22 protein-coding genes are annotated in these 23911 nt (G+C 41.1%); 13 read left to right on the top strand and 9 right to left on the bottom strand.

Annotated features, from left to right (window positions below; all coding sequences use genetic code 11):
• Positions 1 to 10: 10 nt before the first annotated feature.
• The 3 genes from ACXAFE_RS08165 to sbcB all read right to left on the bottom strand — a co-directional run bounded on the left by ACXAFE_RS08165 (position 11) and on the right by sbcB (position 3826).
• Positions 11 to 1978, bottom strand: a complete 1968-nt coding sequence (locus tag ACXAFE_RS08165) for a methyl-accepting chemotaxis protein (protein WP_475151130.1) — start codon at positions 1976 to 1978, stop codon at positions 11 to 13.
• A gap of 139 nt (positions 1979 to 2117) precedes the next feature.
• Positions 2118 to 2378 carry a Rho-binding antiterminator gene (locus tag ACXAFE_RS08160; protein WP_475151128.1) on the bottom strand — a complete coding sequence of 87 codons (261 nt, stop codon included), beginning with the start codon at positions 2376 to 2378 and terminating at the stop codon, positions 2118 to 2120.
• A gap of 8 nt (positions 2379 to 2386) precedes the next feature.
• The gene (gene sbcB, locus ACXAFE_RS08155) at positions 2387 to 3826 is read right to left on the bottom strand and encodes an exodeoxyribonuclease I (protein WP_475151124.1); all 1440 of its coding nucleotides are present in this window, start codon (positions 3824 to 3826) and stop codon (positions 2387 to 2389) included.
• Between the two features lie 417 nt (positions 3827 to 4243).
• Between sbcB and ACXAFE_RS08150 the strand changes: the two genes are divergently transcribed.
• Positions 4244 to 5083, top strand: a complete 840-nt coding sequence (locus ACXAFE_RS08150; RefSeq protein WP_054980599.1) for an isopenicillin N synthase family dioxygenase — start codon at positions 4244 to 4246, stop codon at positions 5081 to 5083.
• Between the two features lie 88 nt (positions 5084 to 5171).
• On the opposite strand, the gene ACXAFE_RS08145 is transcribed toward ACXAFE_RS08150, so the two are convergent.
• The 3 genes from ACXAFE_RS08145 to ACXAFE_RS08135 all read right to left on the bottom strand — a co-directional run bounded on the left by ACXAFE_RS08145 (position 5172) and on the right by ACXAFE_RS08135 (position 6483).
• Positions 5172 to 5297: a hypothetical protein gene (locus tag ACXAFE_RS08145; RefSeq protein ID WP_475151122.1), complete on the bottom strand. Its 126-nt coding sequence runs from the start codon at positions 5295 to 5297 to the stop codon at positions 5172 to 5174.
• 223 nt (positions 5298 to 5520) lie between these two features.
• Entirely contained in the window at positions 5521 to 5886 is a 366-nt protein-coding gene (locus tag ACXAFE_RS08140; protein WP_010559909.1) for a response regulator, read from the bottom strand.
• 165 nt (positions 5887 to 6051) lie between these two features.
• Entirely contained in the window at positions 6052 to 6483 is a 432-nt protein-coding gene (locus tag ACXAFE_RS08135) for a CBS domain-containing protein (protein ID WP_475151119.1), read from the bottom strand.
• A 578-nt stretch (positions 6484 to 7061) separates the two neighbouring features.
• Here ACXAFE_RS08135 and nagK point away from each other — a divergent pair.
• The 11 genes from nagK to ACXAFE_RS08080 all read left to right on the top strand — a co-directional run bounded on the left by nagK (position 7062) and on the right by ACXAFE_RS08080 (position 17731).
• The gene (nagK, locus tag ACXAFE_RS08130; RefSeq protein ID WP_237129345.1) at positions 7062 to 7955 is read left to right on the top strand and encodes an N-acetylglucosamine kinase; all 894 of its coding nucleotides are present in this window, start codon (positions 7062 to 7064) and stop codon (positions 7953 to 7955) included.
• Positions 7956 to 7957: 2 nt separating this feature from the next.
• Positions 7958 to 9085, top strand: coding sequence for an N-acetylglucosamine-6-phosphate deacetylase (gene nagA / locus ACXAFE_RS08125; RefSeq protein ID WP_475151116.1), 1128 nt, complete (start codon positions 7958 to 7960; stop codon positions 9083 to 9085).
• Positions 9086 to 9420: 335 nt separating this feature from the next.
• A complete protein-coding gene (nagX, locus tag ACXAFE_RS08120; RefSeq protein ID WP_475151112.1) occupies positions 9421 to 10560 on the top strand; it encodes a transmembrane glucosamine N-acetyltransferase NagX in 1140 nt (379 codons plus the stop codon).
• A 245-nt stretch (positions 10561 to 10805) separates the two neighbouring features.
• Positions 10806 to 11606, top strand: a complete 801-nt coding sequence (gene nagB, locus ACXAFE_RS08115) for a glucosamine-6-phosphate deaminase (RefSeq protein ID WP_475151109.1) — start codon at positions 10806 to 10808, stop codon at positions 11604 to 11606.
• Positions 11607 to 11696: 90 nt separating this feature from the next.
• On the top strand, positions 11697 to 12617 hold the full coding sequence (nudC, locus tag ACXAFE_RS08110; RefSeq protein WP_475151108.1) for an NAD(+) diphosphatase: 921 nt from the start codon (positions 11697 to 11699) through the stop codon (positions 12615 to 12617).
• A 71-nt stretch (positions 12618 to 12688) separates the two neighbouring features.
• Complete coding sequence (locus ACXAFE_RS08105; protein WP_475151106.1) at positions 12689 to 13864, top strand: cystathionine beta-lyase; 1176 nt, start codon at positions 12689 to 12691, stop codon at positions 13862 to 13864.
• Between the two features lie 9 nt (positions 13865 to 13873).
• On the top strand, positions 13874 to 14695 hold the full coding sequence (locus ACXAFE_RS08100; protein ID WP_475151103.1) for an ABC transporter permease subunit: 822 nt from the start codon (positions 13874 to 13876) through the stop codon (positions 14693 to 14695).
• A gap of 2 nt (positions 14696 to 14697) precedes the next feature.
• Positions 14698 to 15585, top strand: coding sequence for an ABC transporter ATP-binding protein (locus ACXAFE_RS08095; RefSeq protein ID WP_475151101.1), 888 nt, complete (start codon positions 14698 to 14700; stop codon positions 15583 to 15585).
• Positions 15563 to 16567 (top strand): aminoglycoside phosphotransferase family protein, encoded by a 1005-nt coding sequence (locus tag ACXAFE_RS08090; RefSeq protein ID WP_475151099.1) that lies wholly within the window; start codon positions 15563 to 15565, stop codon positions 16565 to 16567. Before ACXAFE_RS08095 ends, ACXAFE_RS08090 begins: the two co-directional genes overlap by 23 nt.
• 17 nt (positions 16568 to 16584) lie before the next feature.
• Positions 16585 to 16962, top strand: coding sequence for a PH domain-containing protein (locus ACXAFE_RS08085; protein WP_010559920.1), 378 nt, complete (start codon positions 16585 to 16587; stop codon positions 16960 to 16962).
• Positions 16963 to 16975: 13 nt separating this feature from the next.
• Positions 16976 to 17731 carry a putative porin gene (locus ACXAFE_RS08080; RefSeq protein ID WP_475151096.1) on the top strand — a complete coding sequence of 252 codons (756 nt, stop codon included), beginning with the start codon at positions 16976 to 16978 and terminating at the stop codon, positions 17729 to 17731.
• Between the two features lie 227 nt (positions 17732 to 17958).
• Here ACXAFE_RS08080 and ACXAFE_RS08075 read toward each other — a convergent pair whose 3' ends face one another.
• Positions 17959 to 19791, bottom strand: coding sequence for a M2 family metallopeptidase (locus tag ACXAFE_RS08075; protein WP_475151094.1), 1833 nt, complete (start codon positions 19789 to 19791; stop codon positions 17959 to 17961).
• A gap of 143 nt (positions 19792 to 19934) precedes the next feature.
• On the opposite strand from ACXAFE_RS08075, the gene ACXAFE_RS08070 reads away from it, so the two are divergent.
• Positions 19935 to 22190 (top strand): acyl-CoA dehydrogenase, encoded by a 2256-nt coding sequence (locus ACXAFE_RS08070; protein ID WP_475151092.1) that lies wholly within the window; start codon positions 19935 to 19937, stop codon positions 22188 to 22190.
• 66 nt (positions 22191 to 22256) lie between these two features.
• Here the strand turns inward: ACXAFE_RS08070 and ACXAFE_RS08065 are convergent, their stop codons facing one another.
• Positions 22257 to 22694 carry a hypothetical protein gene (locus ACXAFE_RS08065; RefSeq protein ID WP_475151090.1) on the bottom strand — a complete coding sequence of 146 codons (438 nt, stop codon included), beginning with the start codon at positions 22692 to 22694 and terminating at the stop codon, positions 22257 to 22259.
• A gap of 97 nt (positions 22695 to 22791) precedes the next feature.
• Positions 22792 to 23760: a cysteine synthase A gene (gene cysK / locus ACXAFE_RS08060; protein ID WP_475151087.1), complete on the bottom strand. Its 969-nt coding sequence runs from the start codon at positions 23758 to 23760 to the stop codon at positions 22792 to 22794.
• Positions 23761 to 23911 lie beyond the last annotated feature (151 nt).

The following is a 23911-nucleotide window of genomic DNA, read 5'->3' as shown; positions in this document are numbered from 1 at the left end:
AACTAGCAGGTTAGGCTGTTTTATAGTGTGTAATTGAGCTTTTAAGCTGTTGATTTGATTGTGTAAGTCCTTCAATCAATTCATTTAATTGCTCCATATCACTGGTTATGGAGTTAGACTCTTCACTAATAACACTTACTTGTTGCGTAATATGAGATGCGGCTTCCGATTGCTCTTCTGTCGACACCGATACGGACTTTAAGCGTGCCTGAATATTACTGATTTGATTATAAAGTGTGTTTATATTTTCAAGTGAGGAGTTACTGTTAGTTGAGGTGAACTTGCTCGACTCGTGTATATTTTCCATTAAGCTTTTTAATTCTTCTGCGTCATTTTTCACCAGTTCTAACACACCGCTGATTTCGCTTGTGGCATCTTTAGAGCGAATTGCAAGTTGTCTGACTTCGTCAGCGACGACAGCAAAGCCTCGGCCTTGTTCACCGGCGCGGGCGGCTTCTATTGCGGCATTTAGCGCTAATAAATTGGTTTGTTCGGCAATACTATTAATGCTTTCTAGTATTGATACGATTGACTGACTTTTATGATGCAAGCTCTCGGTGGAGTTAAATGCGTTTTCATTTAATTCGATTAGGGTATCGAGCGAACCTTTAGACTGCTCTGTGATAGATCGCGTATGCTTTGACACATCGTCAAGCTGTGAGGTGCTATCCATCGACTCGTCCATTTCGTTTTTAATGCCTAACGTGGTTTGAAAAAGCTGCTCGGTTGAACTGGCAATATTCTGTAGCGCACCATCATTTTTAACAATTTGATCAATAACATGGCGACTGACATCCGATATTTTGTCAATGCTGCCACTCATAATATGCAGTGCGTTTGATAAGTGGCCAACTAAATCTTTTTGTGAATTGAGCAATTTATCAATATCACGACTAATGGAACCGAGTTCGTCATGAGATTGATCGTTTAATCGAATGGTTAAATCGCCAGAGTTTGAAATATACGATAGGGTTTCTTTGATGTGGTTAATTTTTGAAGTAAGGCCTTTTATTACGCGAATATTTGCCCATACGATGACACTGGCAATAACTAATAATGCCACAAGCTTGCCAGTTAAACCTTGGTAATAGCTGTTAATCGTAGCGTGCTTTTGTCTATCTATTTGCGTGGTAAATTCAGTAGCGCGTTGTTTAATTTGATTAATATATTGGGTTGTTGTGGTAAACCATGCGCTTGCTTCTGGCCATGAACTTGTTGGTTTCTGATTTAAAAAGACATCGTTTATGGTGTTATTAATATAATCGTTAAATTTGGCGATACTGAGCTCTTTAAAAAAACGCGATTGTTCTGAGTTGTCTGACAGCAGTGATTTAAAACGTCGAATATTGGCGATGTAACTGGACACCTCTTGCGCCTGTGTTGAATTGAATTTTTTTGCCGATAAAATGCCGTTTAGTTTGCCCCTTACTTGCCCCAAATGCTCTTTTAGGTGTGAATAAAAGTAAACCTGCATAAACTGCGCACGTGTTTGTGAATCATCAATTGAAACAGTAATGGCTTTTACTAAATCAAGGGCCATTAAATTAACTTCTGAATAAAAATTAAAGGCCTCTTTGCCGTTTCGGTTATCAACTTGTTGGCGAATAGCTGTGCGGTCTGCAATGTAGTTTTCAAGTCGTGTTCGCAACAGCATTACTTCACCAGAGAGGGCGTTCATATCGGCATTTTTTAAAGCTTGCAATGCGTTGTCGGCTTTTTTACGTTGCGCTGTTACTTTCGTAAACTGACTTGCTGCGCCACCGGCAATAAACCCCGCTGACAGGCCTCTTTCTACCGCGAAGTTATGCGCAACGTTGTCAGCTTTCAGAGCCAATTTGAGCAGTAATTGATCGCCTTTTGCGCGGTTTATGTTGTTTATATCTTGTTGGATGGAAAAGCCTATGAGTAAAAAAATAAACAAACACGAAACAACAGATATTGCGATAATGGCTTTTTTGAAAGAAAGGTTGTCTAACATGCGTACTTCCTTGTTGATGAACGATATGTCGGCATATTAAATTTAGAACAACTTGTCTGTTTTTCAAGCAGCTAACGGTTGTTTTTATTAGCAAGTTAAAGGCGTGATCGGAACCCGAAAAATAGCATGAACGTAGCGGCTATATTAATGAAACACTAAAGTTATGGTGTTCTATGGCGTTATTGCAGGCACTCAAGGTGGCGACATCGCTGAGATTAATATTTACGAGGGTTTGGTCGCTTTGCATAAGAGAAAGAAATTCAGTGCCATTTTCATGAATAAGTGCTTTCGCGGTGCCACTGAATTGCTGTTTATTTTTTAGCGATACAACTACTTCGCTATTGCGCATACACACAATTTCAAAGTAGTCGTATAAGCTGCATGAAATACGCTTAGCCATTTGTTTTGCTACAAGCTTTGAGCGTAGTGGTATAAGGCTTTTAATATTGCCATTTTTTTCTCATCGCTTTCATGTTCGTGCGCCAAGTTTTCTAGGCTTAACATAAATTCATTGGCGTCAATTGAGGGGTTATCTTCGCCATGCATGAGTTTGCCTTGGCAGTATTTTCGCCATTTTTCGAGCTCTTGGTGACTTAAGCTTTCTGGCCAGTTGCGAGCGCGATAGCGAAACAGCAATTCGTTGTATTTTGCATCGTCAAATTCTAGTTGCAAACCGGCGAGTTGGCTTGGCTCTGTGGTGCGGATAATATCAAATTTCGATTTATCACCACTTGATGCAAAACCCTGATAAAGTGCGTAGTCCGGATTTGTAATCGGAGTTAAATGACTGTCGTCGTTAAATACTTCAACTACTTTTTCACGTAATTCTGGGTGGGCGCGCAGCAACTTAAGGTTTGCCAAACACGCTTCTCTATCTATGCCTAATCGCTCTGCGTTTTCTGGTAACAGGGTTTTTGCCGGTGCGATAAATGGGCATTTATTAACGTGGACTTGCTTTAAACCAATAGGAAGTTGCTCATCTGTGAGGTTTTCACGTTTTGTATAAAGACGCTCTCGAATTTCTTCAACACTCAATTCAATTAAAGGCGTTGGATCAAGTGCTAAATTAAAACAGATAACTGCATTTTTATTTTGGTGATGAAACGCCATTGGTGCAATCCAGGTTGTGCATCCTTGGCTTGCTGGTATTTTTGAAGACACATGTACCAGTGGCGTCATATTAAATACATCTACTAAATCCTGCGCAGCTTTTTTAAAGCGCAAATTAAAATAGTAGTGGTACATTTTTGGCTGTTTGTCTTTGATGAGCTTTGCCAATGCGATGGTTGCAGTGACATCGCTTAATGCATCGTGGGCGTTGCCGTGGTCAATACCGTTTGCTGCTGTTAAATCTTCGAGTTTAAAGCTCGGTGTGCCATCTTCTTTTTCTGGCCAGTTAATGCCTTCAGGTCTTAGTGCATAGGTTGCTCGCACTAAGTCAATAATGTCCCAGCGGCTATTTCCGTTTTGCCATTCTCTTGCGTATGGGTCGTAAAAATTGCGATAAAAAGTATAACGCGATACTTCATCATCAAAACGAATGCTGTTGTAGCCCGCAACACAGGTTTGCTCTTTGGCAAATTCCGAATGAATTTTGCTAATAAACTCTGCTTCACAGAGACCATGTTTCATCGCGTGCTGTGGTGTTATACCCGTTACAAGCGCCGCCATGGGATGGGGAAGATAATCGGCCTGTGGTTTACAGTAAATGACCAGTGGTTCGCCAATAATATTAAGATCCAAATCGGTTCGAATACCCGCAAACTGGCTAGGTCTGTCTTTTTGTGGGGTTGCCCCCCAAGTTTCGTAATCGTGCCAGTAAATTGTGGGTTGTTCTTGGTTCTGCATAAATACTTAGTTCGTTCTTGATATGAGTGGTGTTTGAGCGAGTAACTCTTAGCCATCTGTGTATTATTGTGCGATAGCATATCATTTAACTGTATTTTTGTCTTACTCCACTAAGATTAACGTATTGGGTTGGTTTTGGTATTTAGTAACAGGAAATGCAGCGCGTTAGTGTTTGGTGTAATTCGAGGCGAGTCATCTTGGTAAAGTAACGTTTAATGCGTGTAACAACTTGATTTTGGAAACAACGTATTTTGATTTAAATCAAAAGAGGGTTTTGCAGTTACACAGTGCGGACATTCGTCCTTATAATCTATAATCACATTAGTGAGAATGATGCGTGCAAAACACATCCCTTGAAATTATTTGATAAGTGTATGAGCCATAAAGGCTCTTCACTTTTTTATTTTGGTGAAACTTATGCAATTACCTACGGTTGATTATACCGCTGAAAACGCGGCTGAACAGTTTGTTGAGTCGTTAAGAAATACTGGCTTCGGTGTATTAAAAAACCACCCAATTTCGCAAGATTTGGTTGAGTCGATTTACAAAAATTGGCAAGAGTTTTTCAATTCAAGCGAAAAACATGATTTTCTGTTTAGTAAAGAAACACAAGATGGTTATTTTCCGCCAGAGGTATCTGAGGTAGCGAAAGGTTTTACTATAAAAGACATTAAAGAATACTTTCATGTTTATCCAAATGGGCGTGTACCTGCGCAATTAGAAGCAGAAATTCGTGAGTACTATCGTTTAGCAAACGAATTTGCATCGACGTTACTTAGCTGGGTTCAGGAATACGCGCCAGCAGATGTTAAAGCGAAGTTTTCGATTGATTTGAAAGATATGATTTCAAATTCAGATCAAACATTATTACGTATATTACATTACCCGCCGATGACAGGTGATGAAGAGCCAGGTGCAATTCGCGCTGCAGCTCACGGCGACATTAACTTGTTAACTGTATTACCAGCTGCGAATGAGCCTGGTTTACAAGTACAAGACAAAGATGGCGGTTGGTTAGATGTGCCGTGCGACTTTGGTAACTTAATCATTAATATTGGTGATATGTTGCAAGAAGCATCGGGTGGTTATTTCCCATCAACAATTCACCGCGTAATTAATCCAACGGGTAAGGCATCAGATAAATCACGTATTTCATTGCCGCTTTTCTTACACCCTCGTCCAGATGTAGTGTTATCAGAGCGTTATACAGCTGATGAATACTTAAACGAACGTTTAAGAGAGCTTGGTGTAAAATAACCTAAGCGAATACAAAGCTATGTTGTTTTGAATAAGCAAAGAAAAGCCCGCAACTGCGGGCTTTTTATTTACCTAATCTGAATTAAGGTTAGTTATAACCGCGTTCAAAACACTTTTCATCTTGTGTCGGTTGAAACGGCTTACTAGCATGTTTGTTATTAATCGGTTGTTGGCGGTTAGCGGGCGGGCATAAGCTGCCTGTTGAGTTTCCCATATTCTGCATTCCTGTTGTCATTGGTGATTGCGTTAGCGTCACGTTAAGTTATACAAAACTTATAAAAAGTGACCGAAAATTTACACTCAGTAATTTAACAACAGCAAATTGTAATTGTATTTATCTTAAACTGGTTGTACCTGCCTAAGTTGCTGCGTTTAACCAAGTTAGTGTAGTTGTAACAGGAAATTTGTATTTTGTATACACTGTGAATTGAAAAAGTTTACTTTTTAAGCAATTTTTCTACTGCGGTCAGTAAACGCGTGGGGTCAAATGGTTTTGTAAGCCAGCCACTGGCGCCGCTGTTTTTGGCTTTTTCTTTTTTATAACCGCTCGATTCTGTGGTCAGCATCAAAATTGGCACATATTGATGTTCAGGTAGTCGCCTAATTTTTGGGATTAAGCTCAAACCTGTCATATTGGGCATATTAATATCAGTGATCACCATATCGAACTGTTGTGCGCGCAGTTTGTCCATTGCATCAACACCATCTACTGCGGTTACTACGTCATAACCGGCACCGGTTAGTATTGCTTGGATCATTGATCGAATTGTTTGCTGGTCATCCACAGCTAATATATGCGCCATGAGTTTCTCCTTGTAACTCGTATTTCGTATTAAAAAACCTTAATTGATAGAGTGTATTATTACGTTGTTTTTATATTGTTTGGCTACTTTTTATTAATTTTAAAGCGCAATACATTTTTAATGACTGCGCGATAACTTGTTTCGCTGAAAGTTTTGACAGCATTTTTAGACAAAACGTCTGTGGCCTTGTTCATAAATTGCATGATGGTGCTGCTCGATTGCGCGAAGCACATCACTGCGAGTGATCACCCCAATCAAGCGCTTGCTGCTATCTACCACGGGGTAGATTTTGGGTTTATTTGTTAACATGGTTTGCGCTAAATCCAATACCGAATGATCTTCATCTATTGCCAGTACATCGGTACGCATAATATCAAGCACTTTGTAATGGCTTTCATTTTGATAAGTATCCTCAAGCATACGTTCAAGGCAATCTTGCTCAGACAAAAAACCGACTACATGTTTGTGTTCATCCAGCACTGGCCCGCCGGTTTGATGTGAGATTAATAGTCGTTCAGACGCTTCGCTAACAGTCATATGAACAGAAAAGGATACGGCGCGATGCGTCATGTAATCTTTTACTTTAATTGAATTCATGGCACGGTCTCTTTTGGCTTTGTTTATCCTAAGCTTAGTTTGTAACTTTGTGATTTGCCAAAGAGATAGGCGCTCTCTAAGACTAAAATATGACAATTGATTTTTACACGCCGGAAATTGTATTTTTTGGCTTATTAATTTGACATATTAGGCACAAAGCGCGAACCTGAAATGCCAGCGTTAACCATGGATTACAAGAGTAGTTGGTATCTGCCATTGGGTTTAATAACTATTAGTTTACCGAGATAACGATTGTAATTAAAAGTATACGATAGACGTTATTGTTGAATACGATTTAGACGACTAAAAGTAATTATTTGGCCGTTGTTAAGCGTTAAGTCGGTTCGCTATTAGTCGTATAAGCATAAATTAAATATTAAATAAAACATATGGTTATGCTGATATTAATTAATGGTAAGCAAAAACTATAAAAATTTAATGACAACGCTGTCATTATTTGTGTAACATTAAATCAACACTTGGGTTGAGGAAATGCGTAAAAGTGGATGGTAAACACAATTAACAAATAGATGTGTTCAGTGCTTTTACGGAAAAATTATAAGAATTGAGGTTGTTTAATGGTTGCAAGTAGTGCAAATAAAGAGCAAATCTTTATTGGAATAGACGGTGGCGGTACAAAGTGTCGTGCAACCGTATTTTCGAGCCAAAATGGGGTATTGGGCACGGGCTTGGGCGGTCCTGCTAACCCGTTACATGGCCTAGACCGCACGCTTGAATCCATTATGGTTTCAACTCAGTTAGCAATTCAAGACGCAGGCTTAAACCTCGATAGAGTAAACGATGTGGTTGCAGGTCTTGGTCTTGCTGGCGTCAATCTGCCTGGTTTATATCAACAAATTCAAGATTGGCACCATCCATTTAAGAAGATGTTTCTTACAACTGATCTTCACACAGCATGTATTGGTGCGCACGAAGGGCAGGATGGGGCAGTGATTATTACGGGCACTGGCTCGTGTGGTTTTTCATTTGTAAATGGTCAAAGCACGATATTAGGCGGACATGGCTTTGCACAAGGCGACAAAGGTAGCGGTGCATGGCTTGGCTTAGAAGCGGTAAAATCAGCATTATTAAGCTTAGATGGTCTTGGGCCAAAAACATCACTTGCCGATATACTGTTAGCGCATTTTAAAGTAACCGATGCAATGGGCATAGCCGAAGCAATGGCGGGCAAACCATCAAGCAGCTATGCGCAGCTGGCACGTCCAGTACTTGAAGAAGCAAAGAAAGGCGATGAGGTTGCACTTGCTATCGTAAAAGATGGTGCACGCTACATCAGCGATTTAGCCAATAAGCTATTACAAAATAACCCACCGCGTTTATCAATGATTGGCGGATTAGCCGAGCCATTGCAGGAATGGTTAGATAAAGACGTGGTGGCAAATGTTAAACCTGCAATGCAGCCGCCAGAAATGGGCGCCGTTTATTTTGCGCAAAACTCAATTAAAGGGTAATTATGTCAGCTACGAAGTATTTTGCGACACGCTTATTTAGCGGTGAACAGTTTGTTCAAAATGTGACGTTTAGTGTTGAAGATGGCGTGATCACAGCGTTTGAGCAAGGTCAAAGTGACAATGCGATTGTACTAGAGGGTACCGTTGTTCCGGGCTTTATCGATGTACAAGTCAATGGCGGTGGTGGTGCATTTTTTAACGCCGAGCAAAGTGTAAATTGCGTTGATGCGATTGCAAAAGCGCATGGCCAATTTGGTACGACTGCTTTATTACCCACACTTATCACAGACAGTGTTGAAGTAATGGAACGCGCAGCTGACGCCACAGCTCAGGCAATTAAAGATCAAGTGCCGGGTATTGTGGGCGTACATTTTGAAGGCCCACATTTATCAATGCCGAAAAAGGGCACACATAGCGAAAAGTTTATTCGCCCAATTACTGAAGCGGAATTTGCAGTATTTGAGCGGCAAGATTTAGGCATCAAGGTAGTTACCCTAGCGCCAGAAAATGTATCTGCCAGCGACATTAAACGCCTTGTTGCAGCGGGTGTGAAAGTATCAATTGGTCACACTAATGCCGATTATCCAACGGTATTAGCTGCACTTGAAGCCGGTGCTGACGGTTTTACCCATTTATATAACGCGATGAGTGCATTCACTTCACGCGAACCCGGTGTAGTTGGAGCAGCATTAACTGACACCAATGCATGGTGCGGCTTAATTGTTGACGGTCACCATGTGCACCCAGTATCTGCAAAATTTGCTATCGATAGCAAAACCCGTGGCAAAATTATGCTAGTAACAGATGCGATGCCACCTGTGGGGACTGACGATATGGAGTTTGACTTCTTTGATGGTCGTAAAGTGATCCGCACCGGCGATAGATTAAATTCAACCACAGGTGAATTAGCAGGCAGTGTGTTAGACATGGCAGGTGCGGTGCGAAATACCATTAATACTCTTGATGTTAGTTATGCTGAAGCACTGAGAATGGCATCACTTTACCCAGCACAGTACCTAGGTTTAGGTAATCGAAAAGGGCGATTAGTGGTTGGCGCAGATGCTGACTTTGTGGTGATGGACAATGAATTTTATGCACGAGAAACCTATGTTGCTGGTGCAAAGCGATAATTGATTCCTGGGCAAAAACCCTGCTTTGAAGTAACAAGCGGGGCTTTTTTTTATCTAAAAGAAAGTAAAAAAACAGCGTGTATTTTTAGGGGAAGTACACACGTAATTAGACTTAAGTGATACCAACGGATTGTTTCACTCGGTATTATTGTACCAATTCGCTTAACGCGTTAATCACTTTAGCGAGCTAAATTTATTGCTTATTACGTTCGAATTTATTTATGTAACATGTCTACATAAGAGAAATTCTACTTACTTGGCATATTATTTTTAAGCGCTAGGGCTGAGAGCACGCGTAACAGCATTGGTATTACAAGTATAAAAACGAGGTTGTCGTGAGCGATACAAATAAGAAAACGAAGAAACGATTAGCATCACTTGATGCACTGCGTGGCTTTGACATGTTTTGGATTTTAGGCGGTGAGAAAATTTTTGCCGCCTTGTTTGTTTTAACTGGCTGGGCTGGGTGGAAAGTTGCAGAGGCGCAAACATTACATAGTCAGTGGCACGGTTTTACCTTTTACGATTTGATTTTCCCTTTATTTATCTTTTTATCTGGCGTTGCGATGGGTTTGTCACCTAAGCGTATCGACCATTTACCTTTTGTTGAGCGCAAACCTATTTATATAAAAGCGTTTAAGCGTTTATTATTGCTGTGTTTTTTTGGTGTGCTTTACAACCATGGCTGGGGCACTGGGGTACCACTTAACCCAGAAGAAGTACGTTACGCAAGTGTACTTGGGCGTATTGCTGTCGCATGGTTTGTTGCGGCGATGCTGGTATGGCATACCAGCTTTAGAACACAAATGTTTACCCTTGCTGGGATCTTGATTGGTTATTGGGTTTGGCTTTGTTTCATACCTGTTCCAGGTGGTGTTGCGGGTGATTTATCTGCGGGCGGTGCGGGTTCTTGGAACGCATGGTTCGACACAAACTTACTACCAGGCATTACTTATCAAAACAAGCCAATGGATCCAGAGGGTATTTTGTCGAGTATTCCAGCTATTGCTAACGCGTTATTTGGTGTTATTGCGGGCCGTTATATTAAACAAGCACAAGAGCGTGGCGAATGGAAAACTGCAGGTATTTTATTTGCTGCAGGTTTAGTTGCACTTGCTGTTGGTTGGCTGTGGAATATGGTATTTCCAGTTAATAAAGACCTATGGACGTCGTCATTTGTGATGGTAACGGTAGGTTGGAGCTTTATTTTACTGGCGGTGTTTTATGCTGTTGTTGATTTACTTAATCAACAACGTGCTGCATACCTATTCGTAATTATTGGCGCTAACTCAATTGTGATTTACCTTGCATCAAGCCTAGTAAACTGGGAATACATTTCACGCAGTGTATTTGGTGGGTTTATTGCTGCGGTACTGCCGCCTTGGCAGCCTTTAATAGGTGTGTTTGCCTTACTTGGCGTGCAATTGTTAGTGCTGCATTGGCTATATAAACGCAAGATTCTAATCAGCGTTTAACGCTTACTATTTTAAAAAGCAGGCACCGCCTGCTTTTTTATTTTCTTTATATTTTATAACGCTTTTTTATTCACTTTTACTTTACAAATATGTAAATAGACGCAATAATGACAGCGTTGTCATAATGGTGAAACCTAATATCGTTGTATCCCGATTAGGTTTTGTGATCTATGGATTATCTATACTTGCACGGACAGATATCCATAGATCCCATTTTTATTTAACCCCTTACTAGAGCCTTTCCTATGCAAATAGTTATTTTAAAAGATGCAGCTGCAGTGGCCGAATACGGTGCTCAGATTTTTATCGACCAAATTAATAGAAAACAAGATTCTGTATTAGGATTAGCAACGGGTTCGACACCTGTAGCGCTTTATCAAGAACTGATCAAAGCGAATCAAGCAAATAAAGTAAGCTTTAAGCAAGTAACAAGCTTCAATTTAGACGAATACTTAGGTTTAGACGGCGACCACCCGCAAAGCTACCGTTATTTTATGAACGAGCAGTTATTTAATCACGTTGATATCGACAAAAGTAACACGTTTGTTCCGCCAGGCGATGCACAAAACCCGATCACCGCGTGTAAAATGTACGAGAACAAGATCTCACAAAGCGGCGGTGTAGATGTTCAATTATTAGGTATTGGTCGTAACGGTCATATCGGTTTCAACGAGCCATCATCGAGCCTTGCATCGCGAACGCGTGTAAAAACGCTTACCAAAGAAACGGTAGAAGATAACGCCCGTTTTTTTGCAGAAGGTGAATTCCAGCCACACTTATCAATTACCATGGGTATTGGTACGATTTTAGAAGCGAAAAAAGTGGTATTGCTCGCAACTGGCGAAAATAAAGCTGATGCAGTGCGTGATATGTGCGAAGGTGCGGTTTCTGCAGTATGCCCAGCGTCTGCGCTACAATTCCATCAAGATGCAGTGATTGTTATTGACGAACCAGCGGCAAGTAAACTTGTAAACGCTGAACTATACAAGCACATTGAAGGCGAAAATCAAAAGTTACAACAATATTTAGCTGAGCTAAAGCACTGATCATTTTGTAACATCATTTTTGTTTTAAAAAGCGCCATTGGCGCTTTTTTTATGTTTAAATGTAAGCATATTAAATTCAACAAATTAGCTATGCAAAATCTGCCTTTTAGTCAAATGCCACTGGCGCGTTGCTCGCGCGAACGCAGTAAACCTGAATTTATCACGCAACAACTTAATAGCGACAACGCCAAAGTACTGCTTTTTTATCAAGACATGATGTTATCGACTAGTCATCTTGATGATTTGTTGTGGTTAAGTGTAAAGCAAGTCATAACAATTTTAGGGCGTACGCCGCACCTCTTTTTAGGGCTTGAGAATAATACCCCGTACTTTGCTATCGAAATAACCCAGCAAGAATTAGCGCTTGATGAATTAAGTTGTTATCAAACCCTGCCATTTCGCGGCCAACTCGCCAGTTTCCCTGCTGAAAGTGTAGCGATTGCAGGCTATGCAAAAACCTTATTGCACTGGCACAAAACACACGTATTCTGTGGGCGCTGCGGCAGCCAAAATACCTCGTATGAAGGGGGATATTCCCGTCGATGTGATAATAAAAAGTGTGGTCACATTACGTTTCCTCGTCATGACCCCGCGGTTATTATGATTGTTCGTAAAGTATTTGATGATGGTATTGAGCGCTGCTTGCTTGGACGCCAAGCATCGTGGCCTGCGGGAAATTACTCAGCACTTGCCGGATTTGTGGATGCGGGTGAAACGCTCGAAGAAGCGGTTATTCGTGAAGTAAAAGAAGAGTCGGGCATTGATGTGTCTGAGGTCGAATATATCGCATCGCAACCTTGGCCGTTCCCAAGTTCAGTGATGATTGGCTTTATTGCAACGGCAAGCAGCACAACAATTGATATTGGTGAAGATGAACTGGAAGACGCTAAGTGGTTTAGCCGAGATGAATTAGCGCAATTTGGTGAGTGGGGCGATGACTCATCAAGTTTTAAAAAGCCGCGTTATAGCTCGATTAGTCGCTTCCTGTTAGAGCATTGGATTAACTCATAACAAATTAGATTTGATTAGACGTCTAAAAGTCTATTTAATGTTTGTAACAGAACCAAGAGTAGAATCGATTTATGAAAGCAAATACCCAAATTATTCACGCAGGTCGCAAGTCAAAATACACCCAAGGGGTGGTTAATCCGGTTGTACAACGTGCATCTACCATTGTTTTTGACTCAGTAGCCGAGATGAAAGAGAACACCGCAAAGCGCGGTGAGCAAGCGCTGTTTTATGGTCGCCGCGGTACGCATACCCACTTTGCTTTACAAGACGCAATTACTGAACTTGAGCAAGGTGCAGGGTGTGCCTTGTTTCCAAGTGGCGCGGCAGCAGTTAGTAACGCCATTTTATCGTTTGTAAAAACAGGCGATCATATTTTGATGGTCGATACCGCGTATGAACCGACACGTGATTTTTGCGAAAAAATTCTCGCAAATATGGGTGTGAGCACCACTTATTATGACCCACTTATTGGTGAAGGCATTGCTGACTTGATTCAAGACAACACAGTATTGCTTTTTTTAGAAGCGCCGGGTTCGATTACCATGGAAGTGCAAGACGTACCTTTACTGACTAAAATTGCGAAACAACATGATTTGCTGGTATTTATTGATAATACCTACGGTAATGGCTATTTCTTTAAGCCACTAACCCATGGTGTTGATGTGTCAATTCAAGCAGCGACTAAATACATTGTTGGTCACTCAGATGTGATGATGGGCGTAGCAATTGCAAACGAGGCATGTTGGGAGCAGTTACGTGAAAATGCCTACCTAATGGGACAATGCACATCAGCAGATGATGCTTACCTTGCAATGCGAGGTTTACGTACATTGCCGGTACGCCTAAAGCAACACGAGCAAGCAGCCCTTGAAATTGCCAATTGGTTGGCAGAGCATCCGTTAGTTGATCATGTACGTCACCCAATGCTTGATTCATGCCCAGGGTCAGATGTGTTTAAACGTGATTTTAGCGGCAGCACAGGCCTTTTTAGTTTTGTGTTAAAAGAGGGTAATCAAGCTGCAATTACTGCGCTTTTAGATGGTATGCAACATTTTAAAATGGGTTATTCGTGGGGTGGTTTTGAAAGCTTAATTACCGTTACAACCAGTTTTAATCGCATTCGTACGGTAACAAACTACGATTTTTCAGGGCCTTTGGTGCGCATTCATGTTGGACTTGAAGACGTAGATGATCTTAAACTGGACCTTGCCGAAGGACTTGAACGTTTTCAAGCACAATTAAAATAAAGGATTTGTATGGGGTCAACTAGCTTTCATCGTGTGATTGCATTTGCGCAATTTGAATTTTCACGGTTTCTATTTTCAAAAAGAGGGCTAGTTGCCATTATTAGCTACCTTGCGATTTGGTCACTTATTTTGACCAATGTGGTAGCGAAAGGCGCTGCGTTTTTTAAAGATCCCCAGTTTGAACGCTTTATGGCGCAATTACTTGGCGAAGTAGGGCTTGAAAACTTATCTACGTGGGCGGTTCCTGAATTAATCGTATTTTGGTTAGTCGCAGTGCTGACCTTTCCATTTTTTGCCATGTTTTCTGCAGCCGATCAGTTATGCAGTGATAAAGCGCGCGGCACGATTCGATTTTTACTGTTGCGCGCAAAACGTGAAGATTTGTTACTCGGACGCTTTCTTGGTCAAGTAATGGTAGTTGCTGCGTTTATAGGTATTGCCTTATTGGCAAGCATTATGTTGATTGTTTGGAATGATGCGGGTCAACTTTCGGGTTCACTGCATTTAAGCAGCCAAATATTGGTTGATTTAATGTTTGTTGTATTACCGATGATTGCCTTTATGCTGCTGTTAAATGTTTATTCAACATCATCTAAGCAAGCCATTGTCCATTGTTTACTGTTGCTTACGTTAGGCAGTATTATCATTGGCTTATTGGCTGAGTATATTTGGCAGGGCTTTTCATTTTTGGGTTACTTACTGCCTAATGCAAGCTTGTTTGACACCTTAGCGTTAAGCGCCAGTTTGTCTGAACAATATTTGCTGCCACTTGCACAAACGCTCATCTACGGTGCGCTTACGTTTACATTATTTAAGAAGCAAGGGGTATAACCATGATTGAACTTAAAAATGTAAGCAAACACTTTGGTAGCAATCAAGTATTAACCAACGTTTCAATGTCCATTGAAAGTGGCGAGCCGGTTGCGATTATTGGCCCTAATGGTGCGGGTAAAACCACACTATTTAGTTTAATCTCGGGTTTTATTTCACCAAGTAGTGGTGAAGTACTGTTTGATGGCGACACAATTCCTCATGCAGCGCAGTTTGGTAAACTGGCGGTATTACCGCAAGATGCACAGCTTGATCCACGCTTTAGTATTGAAAAACAACTTGCTTTTTTTGCCAAATTACAAGGTCTTGCAAAAGCGCCTGCGCTCAGTGAAGTGACACGTGTGTTATCGCAAGTAGGGTTAGTTGAACATAAAACTAAAAAGCCACAAGAATTATCACACGGTATGCGAAAACGCGCCTGTATTGCACAAGCGCTGATCGGCAATCCCTCATTTGTGTTACTTGATGAAGCCACAGCAGGGCTTGATCCAATTCATGCCAAAGAGATAAGGGAATTAATTGCGGGTTTGAGCTCTGAGATTACGTTTATTTTGAGCTCACACGATTTGGCAGAGCTTGAGCGCCTGTGCCAGCGTGTATTTGTGTTTGAAGCCGGTAGTTTGAAACAATATTCAGGTGATATTGATACGCAAAACCATGCTTATTTGACCTTGCGATTAAAACAACATAGTGATGATTTTGATAAAACAATTTCAGGGCTCACTGGCCTAACACAAATAAAAACGACGCAATCGCGCGAGTACTTAATTGAATATGATGCCAGAGTTACAGACTTTGATATTCAGTTGCTGCAACACTTGCATCAAAAGCAGATTGCATACCAACAAATTTACAACGGAAAAACGCTTGAAAACCAGTTATTTGATTAAAGATTTTGATGCCATGGCGCTGCCTCAAGCGCCAAGCTATGAATATGCGTGCGCTATTTGCGATTTTACTAACGAAACACATTGGCAACCGCTGATTGAGCAAATATGTGAAAATAATGATTTAGCGCTTAGTGTAGTAGAGCGCGTTAGCTCAGGCGAAAATCCCACATTTTTATTGCACAGTACCAGCAATCAAGCATTTTACATCAAATTTATTGCGCCAAATTGGCTATTTCAGTATCACCATGAAAAAGAAGCACTCAATTTATGCGATGGGGCAACACTGCCGATTGCGACACCTAAATTGATTGCGCACGGCGAACTTAATAACTGGGGTTACTTAATTACAAAAGGGCTTGAAGGGCAACTTCTGTCGGATATTTATAATGAACTGACAGATGAAGAACAACAATCAATAGCCGCGCAGTTGGGGCGTTTTTGCCTACAAATGCACAGTATTCCCATGCAAAAAACAAGTGTACTGTACAAAGATTGGCAAAAATTTATTGATGAGCAATACCACAATAGCTACGCCAGGAGAAAGCGCCAAGGCTTGCGTGCAGATTTTTTAGCGGATTTTATTCCCTATATTGCGCATACGCCTTATACCGCACCAGACACCACTACCCTTTACTTAGTACACAGTGATTTGCACCCGGGTAATTTATTAGTTAAACGCAGTAATGACGGCATTTCACTTTGTGGTGTGATTGATTTTGGTGATGCCTTAGTGTGCAACGAGCCACTATTTGAAGTTACAACAGTTGGTTTACTTGTAGCAAAAGGTAAAACAAAGGTTTTTCAGCAATTTTTAGAAAACTACCTTTATCAAGTTGACGACAAACGAACGTTACTAAACAGTTTAATGACACTGACATTGTTACGCCACACGGGTAATTTAAATTATTTAATTGAATATGTACCCGGTGTAAAACAATGCAAAAATTGGCAAGATGCTGAACAGTATCTTTTTCCGATATAACAGCTAAGGAGACAACAATGGGACTTTTATCAGGCTTATTGGGTAATGCAAGTGAAGTAGACAGCGAGGAAGTTGAGCGTTTTATTGATTCAGCGCTGATTGACGGTGAGCAAGTTGAAAAGGCGTATAAAGTTATTCGCGACGTTTTAGTGTTTACCAATAAACGCTTAATTTTGGTTGATCGCCAAGGTGTACGCGGTAATAAAGCCGAAGTACTTTCAATTCCTTACAGCAAAATAACTAAATTTAGCAAAGAGTCAGCAGGTACATTTGACCTCGATGCTGAATTAAAAATCTGGTTAGGCTCTGAGCCAAATCCGCTAACAAAAGAGTTTAAGGCAGGAGACGATATCGATCAGGTTTACAAAATTTTAAGTCAATACACATTAGGATAGTGGCAAGTTTTATATGAAGAAATTTCTTTTATCAGGTTTATTAATGGCGGCAACAGGTGTAAATGCCGCGAGTTATCAGTCGTTTAACGAATTTAATTATGTTAATGCCGATAACTACGATGGTTTTGCGTTTAGTAGCCATTACTTCTTTAAACCGCAAGCAATGATTGGTGTGTTAGATGAGTTTGGCTATCTAAATACCGATACTAATCTGTACGGCTCAATTAATAACTTTTACGATGATAACTTCTACAATATTGGTGGCGAGTATTTTTTACCAAATAATGTATTTATCACCGCAGATGTTGCCAAACAAGGTGATTATGATGCCTTTAGTGCTGGCGCAGGCTACCTGATTAACGATAATTTTAAAGTCAGTGCGCGCTATAGCGATGCCGATGGTCAAGACGGCGAAGTATTTGCGCGTGCTGAATACAATCATCAAATCAACCGCATTGATTATCTTGCGTTTAGTTTTGATACTGAGGTAGACCTAGATAGTTGGGAGTTGGCGTCTCGCTACTTTATGGCGCTAAACAGTGCGCAGCATTTAGCCGTTGATGCATCCGTGACTGAAACCGGGAATGATATTGTTACCCGTGTATTTGGTACTTATTATTTAAACCAAGCAATCTCTGCAGGCCTTGGTGTAAACGATGGCAAGTTTGAAGTAAAAGCGAAATATTATACCGATGCCAATTTTGCCTTTTCAATTGGCTATCAAGATATTGATGAAGCACTTATTTTTGCCGTGTACGGCCAGTTTTAAAACTATTTAAACACTAAAAAAAACCGCTGAATTTCAGCGGTTTTTTTGTTTAAGTTAAGTTATACCAATTCACTTAAATAGCTGATCATCCTAGCGGGCTAAATATCATGCTAACTGCGTTAAAATTTATCAATGTAGAACAACTACATACGAAAAATTCCGCCTTGTTACCATTTCATTTATCCAGCGCTATCCCTGATCACATACTTAACAGGATTGGTATTAGATTACCAACCGCACTGGCGGCCTTTATTTTGCTCATCTAGGTATTTTTGTAATGGCGCAAAGTAATCAAGAATTGCTGTCGCATCCATTTCTGGTTTACCTGTTACGCTTGCAAGCGCTTCTTGCCATGGACGACTAGAGCCCATTTTCAGCATCGTATCTAAACGCTCACCAGCTTCTTTTGAGTTATAAACGCTACAGCGGTGAATAGACTCTTTGCTGCCAGCGATTTCACACAATGCGCGGTGGAATTCAAATTGTAGAATATGCGCTAAGAAATAACGTGTATAAGGTGTGTTACCTGGTACATGGTATTTCGCGCCTGGATCAAAGTGTTCTTCAGTACGTGCTACAGGAGCCGCTACACCTTGATACTTTTCACGCAGTTCCCACCATGCTTGGTTGTAGTTCTCTGGCGTTACTTCACCTGAGAATACCTTCCAGCGCCATTGGTCAACAAGTAGGCCAAATGGAATAAATGCAATTTTATCCATTGCCATTTTCATGAGAAGGCCGATATCTTTTGATTCATCTGGTACTTCATCAAGTAAACCGATTTCTTTTAAGTAACCAGGCGTTACAGAAAGGGCGATAGTGTCACCAATTGCTTCGTGGAAGCCATCGTTAGCACTTTCTTGATAGTAAATTGGTTGCGTGTTGTAAGCGCGCTGGTAGAAGTTGTGACCCAGTTCGTGGTGAATTACTGAGAATTCTTCACCAGTACGTTGAATACACATCTTAATACGTAAATCGTCTTTGCTATCTAAGTTCCAAGCTGATGCGTGACATTGCACGTCGCGGTCTTGTGGTTTAGTAAATAGTGAACGCTCGTAGAATGTCTCAGGTAATGGTGCGAAGCCCATTGAGGTAAAGAATTTCTCAGCACCGCGCACCATTTTTAGTTCGTCATAGTTGTGCTTAGCAAGCAATTCAGTTACATCGTAACCCGGATCGGCATTTGCTGGTGCAACCACATCGTAGATATTGCCCCACGTTTGTGCCCACATGTTACCAAGTAAGTGTGCTGGAATTGGCTTGTCTTGTGGTACTTTGTCTTCACCGTACTTTTCGCCTAGTTTTGCGCGAACGTGACAGTGTAGTGAGTTATAAAGTGGCTTAACTTGACCCCAAATGCGGTCTAGCTCTTTGGCAAAATCATCGGCAGGCATATCGTATTTACTGCGCCACATAGCGCCAGTATCTGCGTAGCCAAGCTCGTTGGCGCCTTGGTTTGTTAACTCAACCTGTTGCTCGTAAAGAGGACGCATTGGTTTAGCAACTTCGCGCCAACCAGTCCAAATATCAAGTAGTTCGTCGTAATCACGGCTTGTTGCCATGGTTGCAGTCATATCGCCAAGGCTTAAGCACTTACCGTCTTCTTTACAGTATTTACCTTTACCGTAAAGGCCGCCAAGTTCAGCAACGATTTTCGAAAGCTCAGCAGTTTTAGCTGGATCTTGTGGAGCAGGCAGGGTGAGTGCCAGCTTCAGTTTATCTAGTTTACGGCGGCTATCTTCGTCTAGGTCTAATTTATCAAACTTAGACGCTTCATTTGCTAAACGAACTACAGCAGCAGTCATCTTTTCGTTTGCTGCAGCAGATAGGCCTGATGTGTCGTGCGTAATAAAGTTTGCGTAAATCCACTCAGCACGGCTAACTTCGTTATAAAGCGCCATTAATTCGGTTTCAGTATTTGCTAAAAACGCTTTTGCGTCTTGTGCTGTTACTTGTTGTGCCGATTGTGTTTCTTGTTGTTTGCTAGTTGCATTACAGCCAGTAATCGCGACCGCTGATGCGACCAGTAATGCGGGTAGTGAGAGTTTAAATGATGTCATTATTGTTTCCCTTAAAGTAATGGCCTAAAGCCAACAACGCATATTAGCAAGTCGTGGTTTTTGGGTAAATGCCAGTTAGACTTTTTCAGGGATTAAGTCATACTTGGGTAAGCGTTAAATAAATTCAAGGGATAGTTTTTACAATGTTGATTTTTATAATAATTGTTTTTGTTATTGCCGCGATTTTTGGCATTCGTGCCAATCGCTTAAGATTTGTAACAAAACCTGTTTTTAACTATTTCAAAAAGGCTTTGCCGCCGCTGTCAGATACAGAGCGTCAAGCAATGGAAGCGGGTGATATTTGGTGGGATGGCGAACTGTTTTCTGGCAGGCCAAATTGGCAAACATTTCGCGAATACCCCAACCCAAAACTGAGCACAGAAGAGCAGAGTTTTATTGATAATCAAGTATCCACATTATTGGATATGTTGGACGATCATCAAATTGTGACCGAACGCGATTTACCTAAAGCGGTGTGGAAGTACTTAAAAGAAGAGGGCTTCTTTGCCTTAATCGTACCGAAAAGTCACGGTGGTCACGGTTTTTCCGCGTACGCTAATTCAACTATTGTCAGTAAAATTGCCTGTTCGAGTTTATCAGCCGCAGTCACGGTGATGGTGCCAAACAGTTTAGGGCCTGCAGAATTACTTGCTCATTATGGTACGAAAGAGCAACAAGATTTTTGGCTACCTAAACTGGCAAATGGCGAGGAAGTGCCGTGTTTTGCCTTGACTGCCTTAGATGCGGGTTCTGATGCTGGGGCAATTCAAGACTATGGTGTGGTGTGTAAAAAACGCTATAAAAACAAAATGACACTGGGCATCAAACTTAACTGGCGTAAGCGTTATATCACACTAGCGCCTATTGCATCGGTTATTGGCTTAGCATTTAAATTATATGACCCAGATGGGTTATTGGGCGAACAAGAAGATTTAGGCATTTGCTGTGCACTTATTCCGGCAAAAACAAAAGGGGTTACAACCGGTAAACGTCACGACCCGATGGGCATGGCATTTATGAATGGCCCAACCGAAGGGGAAGATGTCTTTGTGCCACTTGATGCGCTAATTGGCGGTGAAGATTATATTGGTAAAGGCTGGCGCATGTTGGTTGAATGTTTGAGTGCGGGGCGAGGTATTTCGTTGCCTGCACTTGCGACTGCAACAGCTCACTTAACTACGCGCACAACCAGTGCGTATGCATTAATTCGTAAGCAATTTGGTTTGCCAATCGCACAGTTTGAAGGCGTAGGCGAAAGTTTAGCGCACATTGCTGCGATGAGTTACCTTACCGAATCGACACGACGTATGACAACAACGGCACTCGACCTTAATTTAAGCCCTGCGGTGATCACTGCCATTACTAAATACCACCTTACTGAAATTGGCCGAGATATCGTAAATCATGGTTTTGATATTCAAGCGGGTAAAGCGGTGCAAAATGGGCCAAGTAATAGTTTAGCGAGTGCCTACAAAGGCACGCCTGTATCCATTACGGTTGAAGGGGCAAATATTTTAACACGTTGTTTAATGATTTTTGGTCAAGGTGCGACGCGCTGTCATCCATTTATTTTGAAAGAAATGGAAGCGGTGGCAATGGATGACGAACAAAGTGGCTTACATCAATTTGATGAGTATCTTTGCAAACATATCGTACATACATTAGGTAATTTTGGCTTTAGTTTTTTCCATGGGTTAACCGCAAATTGGTTTGTGCCTAAGGCAAGCGCAGGACCTGTTGCACATTATTATCAAACGCTGACAAAGCTCAGTGCGTCATTTGCATTTTGCGCCGATTACGCCATGTTACGTTTGGGCGGGGCATTGAAGCGTAAAGAAGCAACATCAGCACGTTTAGGTGATATTTTAAGTCAGCTTTATTTAGCCAGCAGCGTGTTAAAACGCTATGAAGACGACGGTAGGCAAGTCTCCGATTTACCTTTTGTTAATTACGCCATCGACCATTGTTTGTATGAAATAGGCCAAGCCTTTGATGCGTTTTTTGCCAATATCTCATTTGGAAGTGTAATTCGTTTCGCGGTTTTTCCGTGGGGAAATCCGTATCGCAAACCAAGTGATGAAACATTAAATCAAGTGGTTAATAGTTTAAGTAACAACGCAGTTATGCGTGAGCGATTATGCAACTTATGTCATATCAAAGCGGGTAGTGATATTGATAATATGGAGCGCTTATTAGTGATTTTGTCGGAGCACAAAACCTTGATATCGCGTTTTGAAAAAGTCATTAAACATGCGCGTTTTGATATTAAGTTTGACAGACTGAATGCGATAAACACCTTGAGTGATGAGTTTAATCAAGAAGAATTAGCGCAACTCACTGAGTATGAAACGCTGCGTCAAGCGGTAATAAAAGTAGATGAGTTTGAATCGTTTGATTAACGAAGGTTAAACTAAACCGCTCTTTGTAATGCGCAGATTGCAAAGAGCGGTTTATTAAACAAAATATTAGCGCGCGTAAGGGTCGTCGAGTACTTTTTCGATATACCAAGTGCCTTTTACTTTAACAAGTTTAATCTGGCGCATATCGGCGATACGGTTACCGTTATGTTTACCGTGTAAAATAACGTTTAACACGGCAGAATCGCCAAAACGTTTACGCACACTGCGGCTGCCGTGGTCGATTTCAATTTCCACTTCGTCAAAACGCATATTTAGTACATTGCGCGCAAATTGTTTTGTTGAGCCGTATGACTTGATAATGCGGCCATATTTTGGCACCGATGCATTGACTGCTTTATTAATGTCGTCTTCAAGCAATACTGCGTAGAAAAATTCAGATGCTTTATATTCAGGTGAGTCGTTATCTGCTTTTATTTCAGGTGCAGTGTCACCGCACGCAGCAAGCAATATAAACAAAGATGAAAGAAGAAAGTTACGTAACATATGCCTAATTGTCGTTATTTTTATTTAGGCTAAGTGTGGAATGATTTTGATAGGATGTAAAGTGCGAAGCGGTGCTTCGCACTTTTAAAGCAGTAAATTACTGCACTAACTCTTGATCTGTAAACTCTTCAGCAAACAGTGGGCTAGTTAGGTAACGCTCTGCAGAGCTTGGTAAAATAACAACGATTTTCTTATCTTTGTTTTCTGGTAGTTCAGCAATACGTTTTGCTGCAACAACCGCGGCACCAGAAGAAATACCCGCAAGAATACCTTCTTCTTTCATTAGGCGGTGCGCCATCGAGATTGCGTCATCGTTTGAAACTTGCTCAACACCGTCAATCATTTCAACGTCTAAATTACCTGGAATGAAACCAGCACCAATACCTTGGATTTTGTGAGGACCCGGCTTTAATTCTTCACCTGCAATTTTTTGGCTGATCACTGGTGAATCAACTGGCTCAACTGCGATTGATTTAACGTCTAGGCCTTTTTCTAATTTTAAGAAACGGCTAGTGCCTGTAATCGTACCGCCTGTACCAACACCGGCTACGAAGAAATCTATATCGCCATTAGTTACGTCGAAAATCTCAGGACCCGTTGTTTCGAAGTGAATTTTAGGGTTTGCAGGGTTTTCGAATTGCTGTAGTAAAATGTACTTTTCAGGTTCGCTTTGCTGAATTTCTTGTGCTTTTTCAATCGCACCTTTCATGCCTTTAGCGCCTTCAGTTAATACTAGGTTTGCACCTAACGCTTTTAATAGCTTACGACGCTCAAGGCTCATTGTGTTTGGCATCGTTAGCGTTAGCTTATAACCACGTGATGCAGCAACAAACGCAAGTGCAATACCTGTGTTACCTGAAGTTGGTTCGATTAACTCTTTGTCTTTGGTTAATTCACCTGACTTTTCAGCTTCCCAAATCATTGATGCACCAATACGACACTTAACGCTGAAGCTTGGGTTGCGCGCTTCAATTTTCGCGTATACGTTACCAGACGTTACACGGTTAAGTTTAACCAGTGGTGTATTACCAATGCTCAGTGAATTATCTTCAAAAATGTTACTCATTATGTGTATCCCTAAATGTTCGGATTCATTTACGCTAAGCATACTGACTAGTTGCAAAAACGAAAGGAAAGTTTGGCTATAATATATAGCCAAACTGCCTGAAATAGGCGTTTATGGCTAAATTAGCAGTGTTATTGGTACAGAACGTGAA

The organism is Pseudoalteromonas sp. ABV4_021 (genome assembly GCF_056159365.1).
Note: the sequence above shows the minus strand (reverse complement) of the source record. Positions and strands in the feature narration are given on the sequence as shown.

Coding starts and splice junctions, on each gene's coding strand:
- nudC (WP_475151108.1), top strand. CDS start 11,697: ATGCAAAATCTGCCTTTTAGTCAAATGCCACTGGCGCGTTGCTCGCGC.
- ACXAFE_RS08165 (WP_475151130.1), bottom strand. CDS start 1,978: ATGTTAGACAACCTTTCTTTCAAAAAAGCCATTATCGCAATATCTGTT.
- ACXAFE_RS08160 (WP_475151128.1), bottom strand. CDS start 2,378: ATGGCTAAGCGTATTTCATGCAGCTTATACGACTACTTTGAAATTGTG.
- ACXAFE_RS08085 (WP_010559920.1), top strand. CDS start 16,585: ATGGGACTTTTATCAGGCTTATTGGGTAATGCAAGTGAAGTAGACAGC.
- ACXAFE_RS08070 (WP_475151092.1), top strand. CDS start 19,935: ATGTTGATTTTTATAATAATTGTTTTTGTTATTGCCGCGATTTTTGGC.
- ACXAFE_RS08080 (WP_475151096.1), top strand. CDS start 16,976: ATGAAGAAATTTCTTTTATCAGGTTTATTAATGGCGGCAACAGGTGTA.
- ACXAFE_RS08105 (WP_475151106.1), top strand. CDS start 12,689: ATGAAAGCAAATACCCAAATTATTCACGCAGGTCGCAAGTCAAAATAC.
- ACXAFE_RS08100 (WP_475151103.1), top strand. CDS start 13,874: ATGGGGTCAACTAGCTTTCATCGTGTGATTGCATTTGCGCAATTTGAA.
- nagA (WP_475151116.1), top strand. CDS start 7,958: ATGTCAGCTACGAAGTATTTTGCGACACGCTTATTTAGCGGTGAACAG.
- nagK (WP_237129345.1), top strand. CDS start 7,062: ATGGTTGCAAGTAGTGCAAATAAAGAGCAAATCTTTATTGGAATAGAC.
- ACXAFE_RS08145 (WP_475151122.1), bottom strand. CDS start 5,297: ATGGGAAACTCAACAGGCAGCTTATGCCCGCCCGCTAACCGCCAACAA.
- ACXAFE_RS08075 (WP_475151094.1), bottom strand. CDS start 19,791: ATGACATCATTTAAACTCTCACTACCCGCATTACTGGTCGCATCAGCG.
- ACXAFE_RS08135 (WP_475151119.1), bottom strand. CDS start 6,483: ATGAATTCAATTAAAGTAAAAGATTACATGACGCATCGCGCCGTATCC.
- sbcB (WP_475151124.1), bottom strand. CDS start 3,826: ATGCAGAACCAAGAACAACCCACAATTTACTGGCACGATTACGAAACT.
- cysK (WP_475151087.1), bottom strand. CDS start 23,760: ATGAGTAACATTTTTGAAGATAATTCACTGAGCATTGGTAATACACCA.
- ACXAFE_RS08095 (WP_475151101.1), top strand. CDS start 14,698: ATGATTGAACTTAAAAATGTAAGCAAACACTTTGGTAGCAATCAAGTA.
- ACXAFE_RS08140 (WP_010559909.1), bottom strand. CDS start 5,886: ATGGCGCATATATTAGCTGTGGATGACCAGCAAACAATTCGATCAATG.
- ACXAFE_RS08065 (WP_475151090.1), bottom strand. CDS start 22,694: ATGTTACGTAACTTTCTTCTTTCATCTTTGTTTATATTGCTTGCTGCG.
- ACXAFE_RS08150 (WP_054980599.1), top strand. CDS start 4,244: ATGCAATTACCTACGGTTGATTATACCGCTGAAAACGCGGCTGAACAG.
- nagB (WP_475151109.1), top strand. CDS start 10,806: ATGCAAATAGTTATTTTAAAAGATGCAGCTGCAGTGGCCGAATACGGT.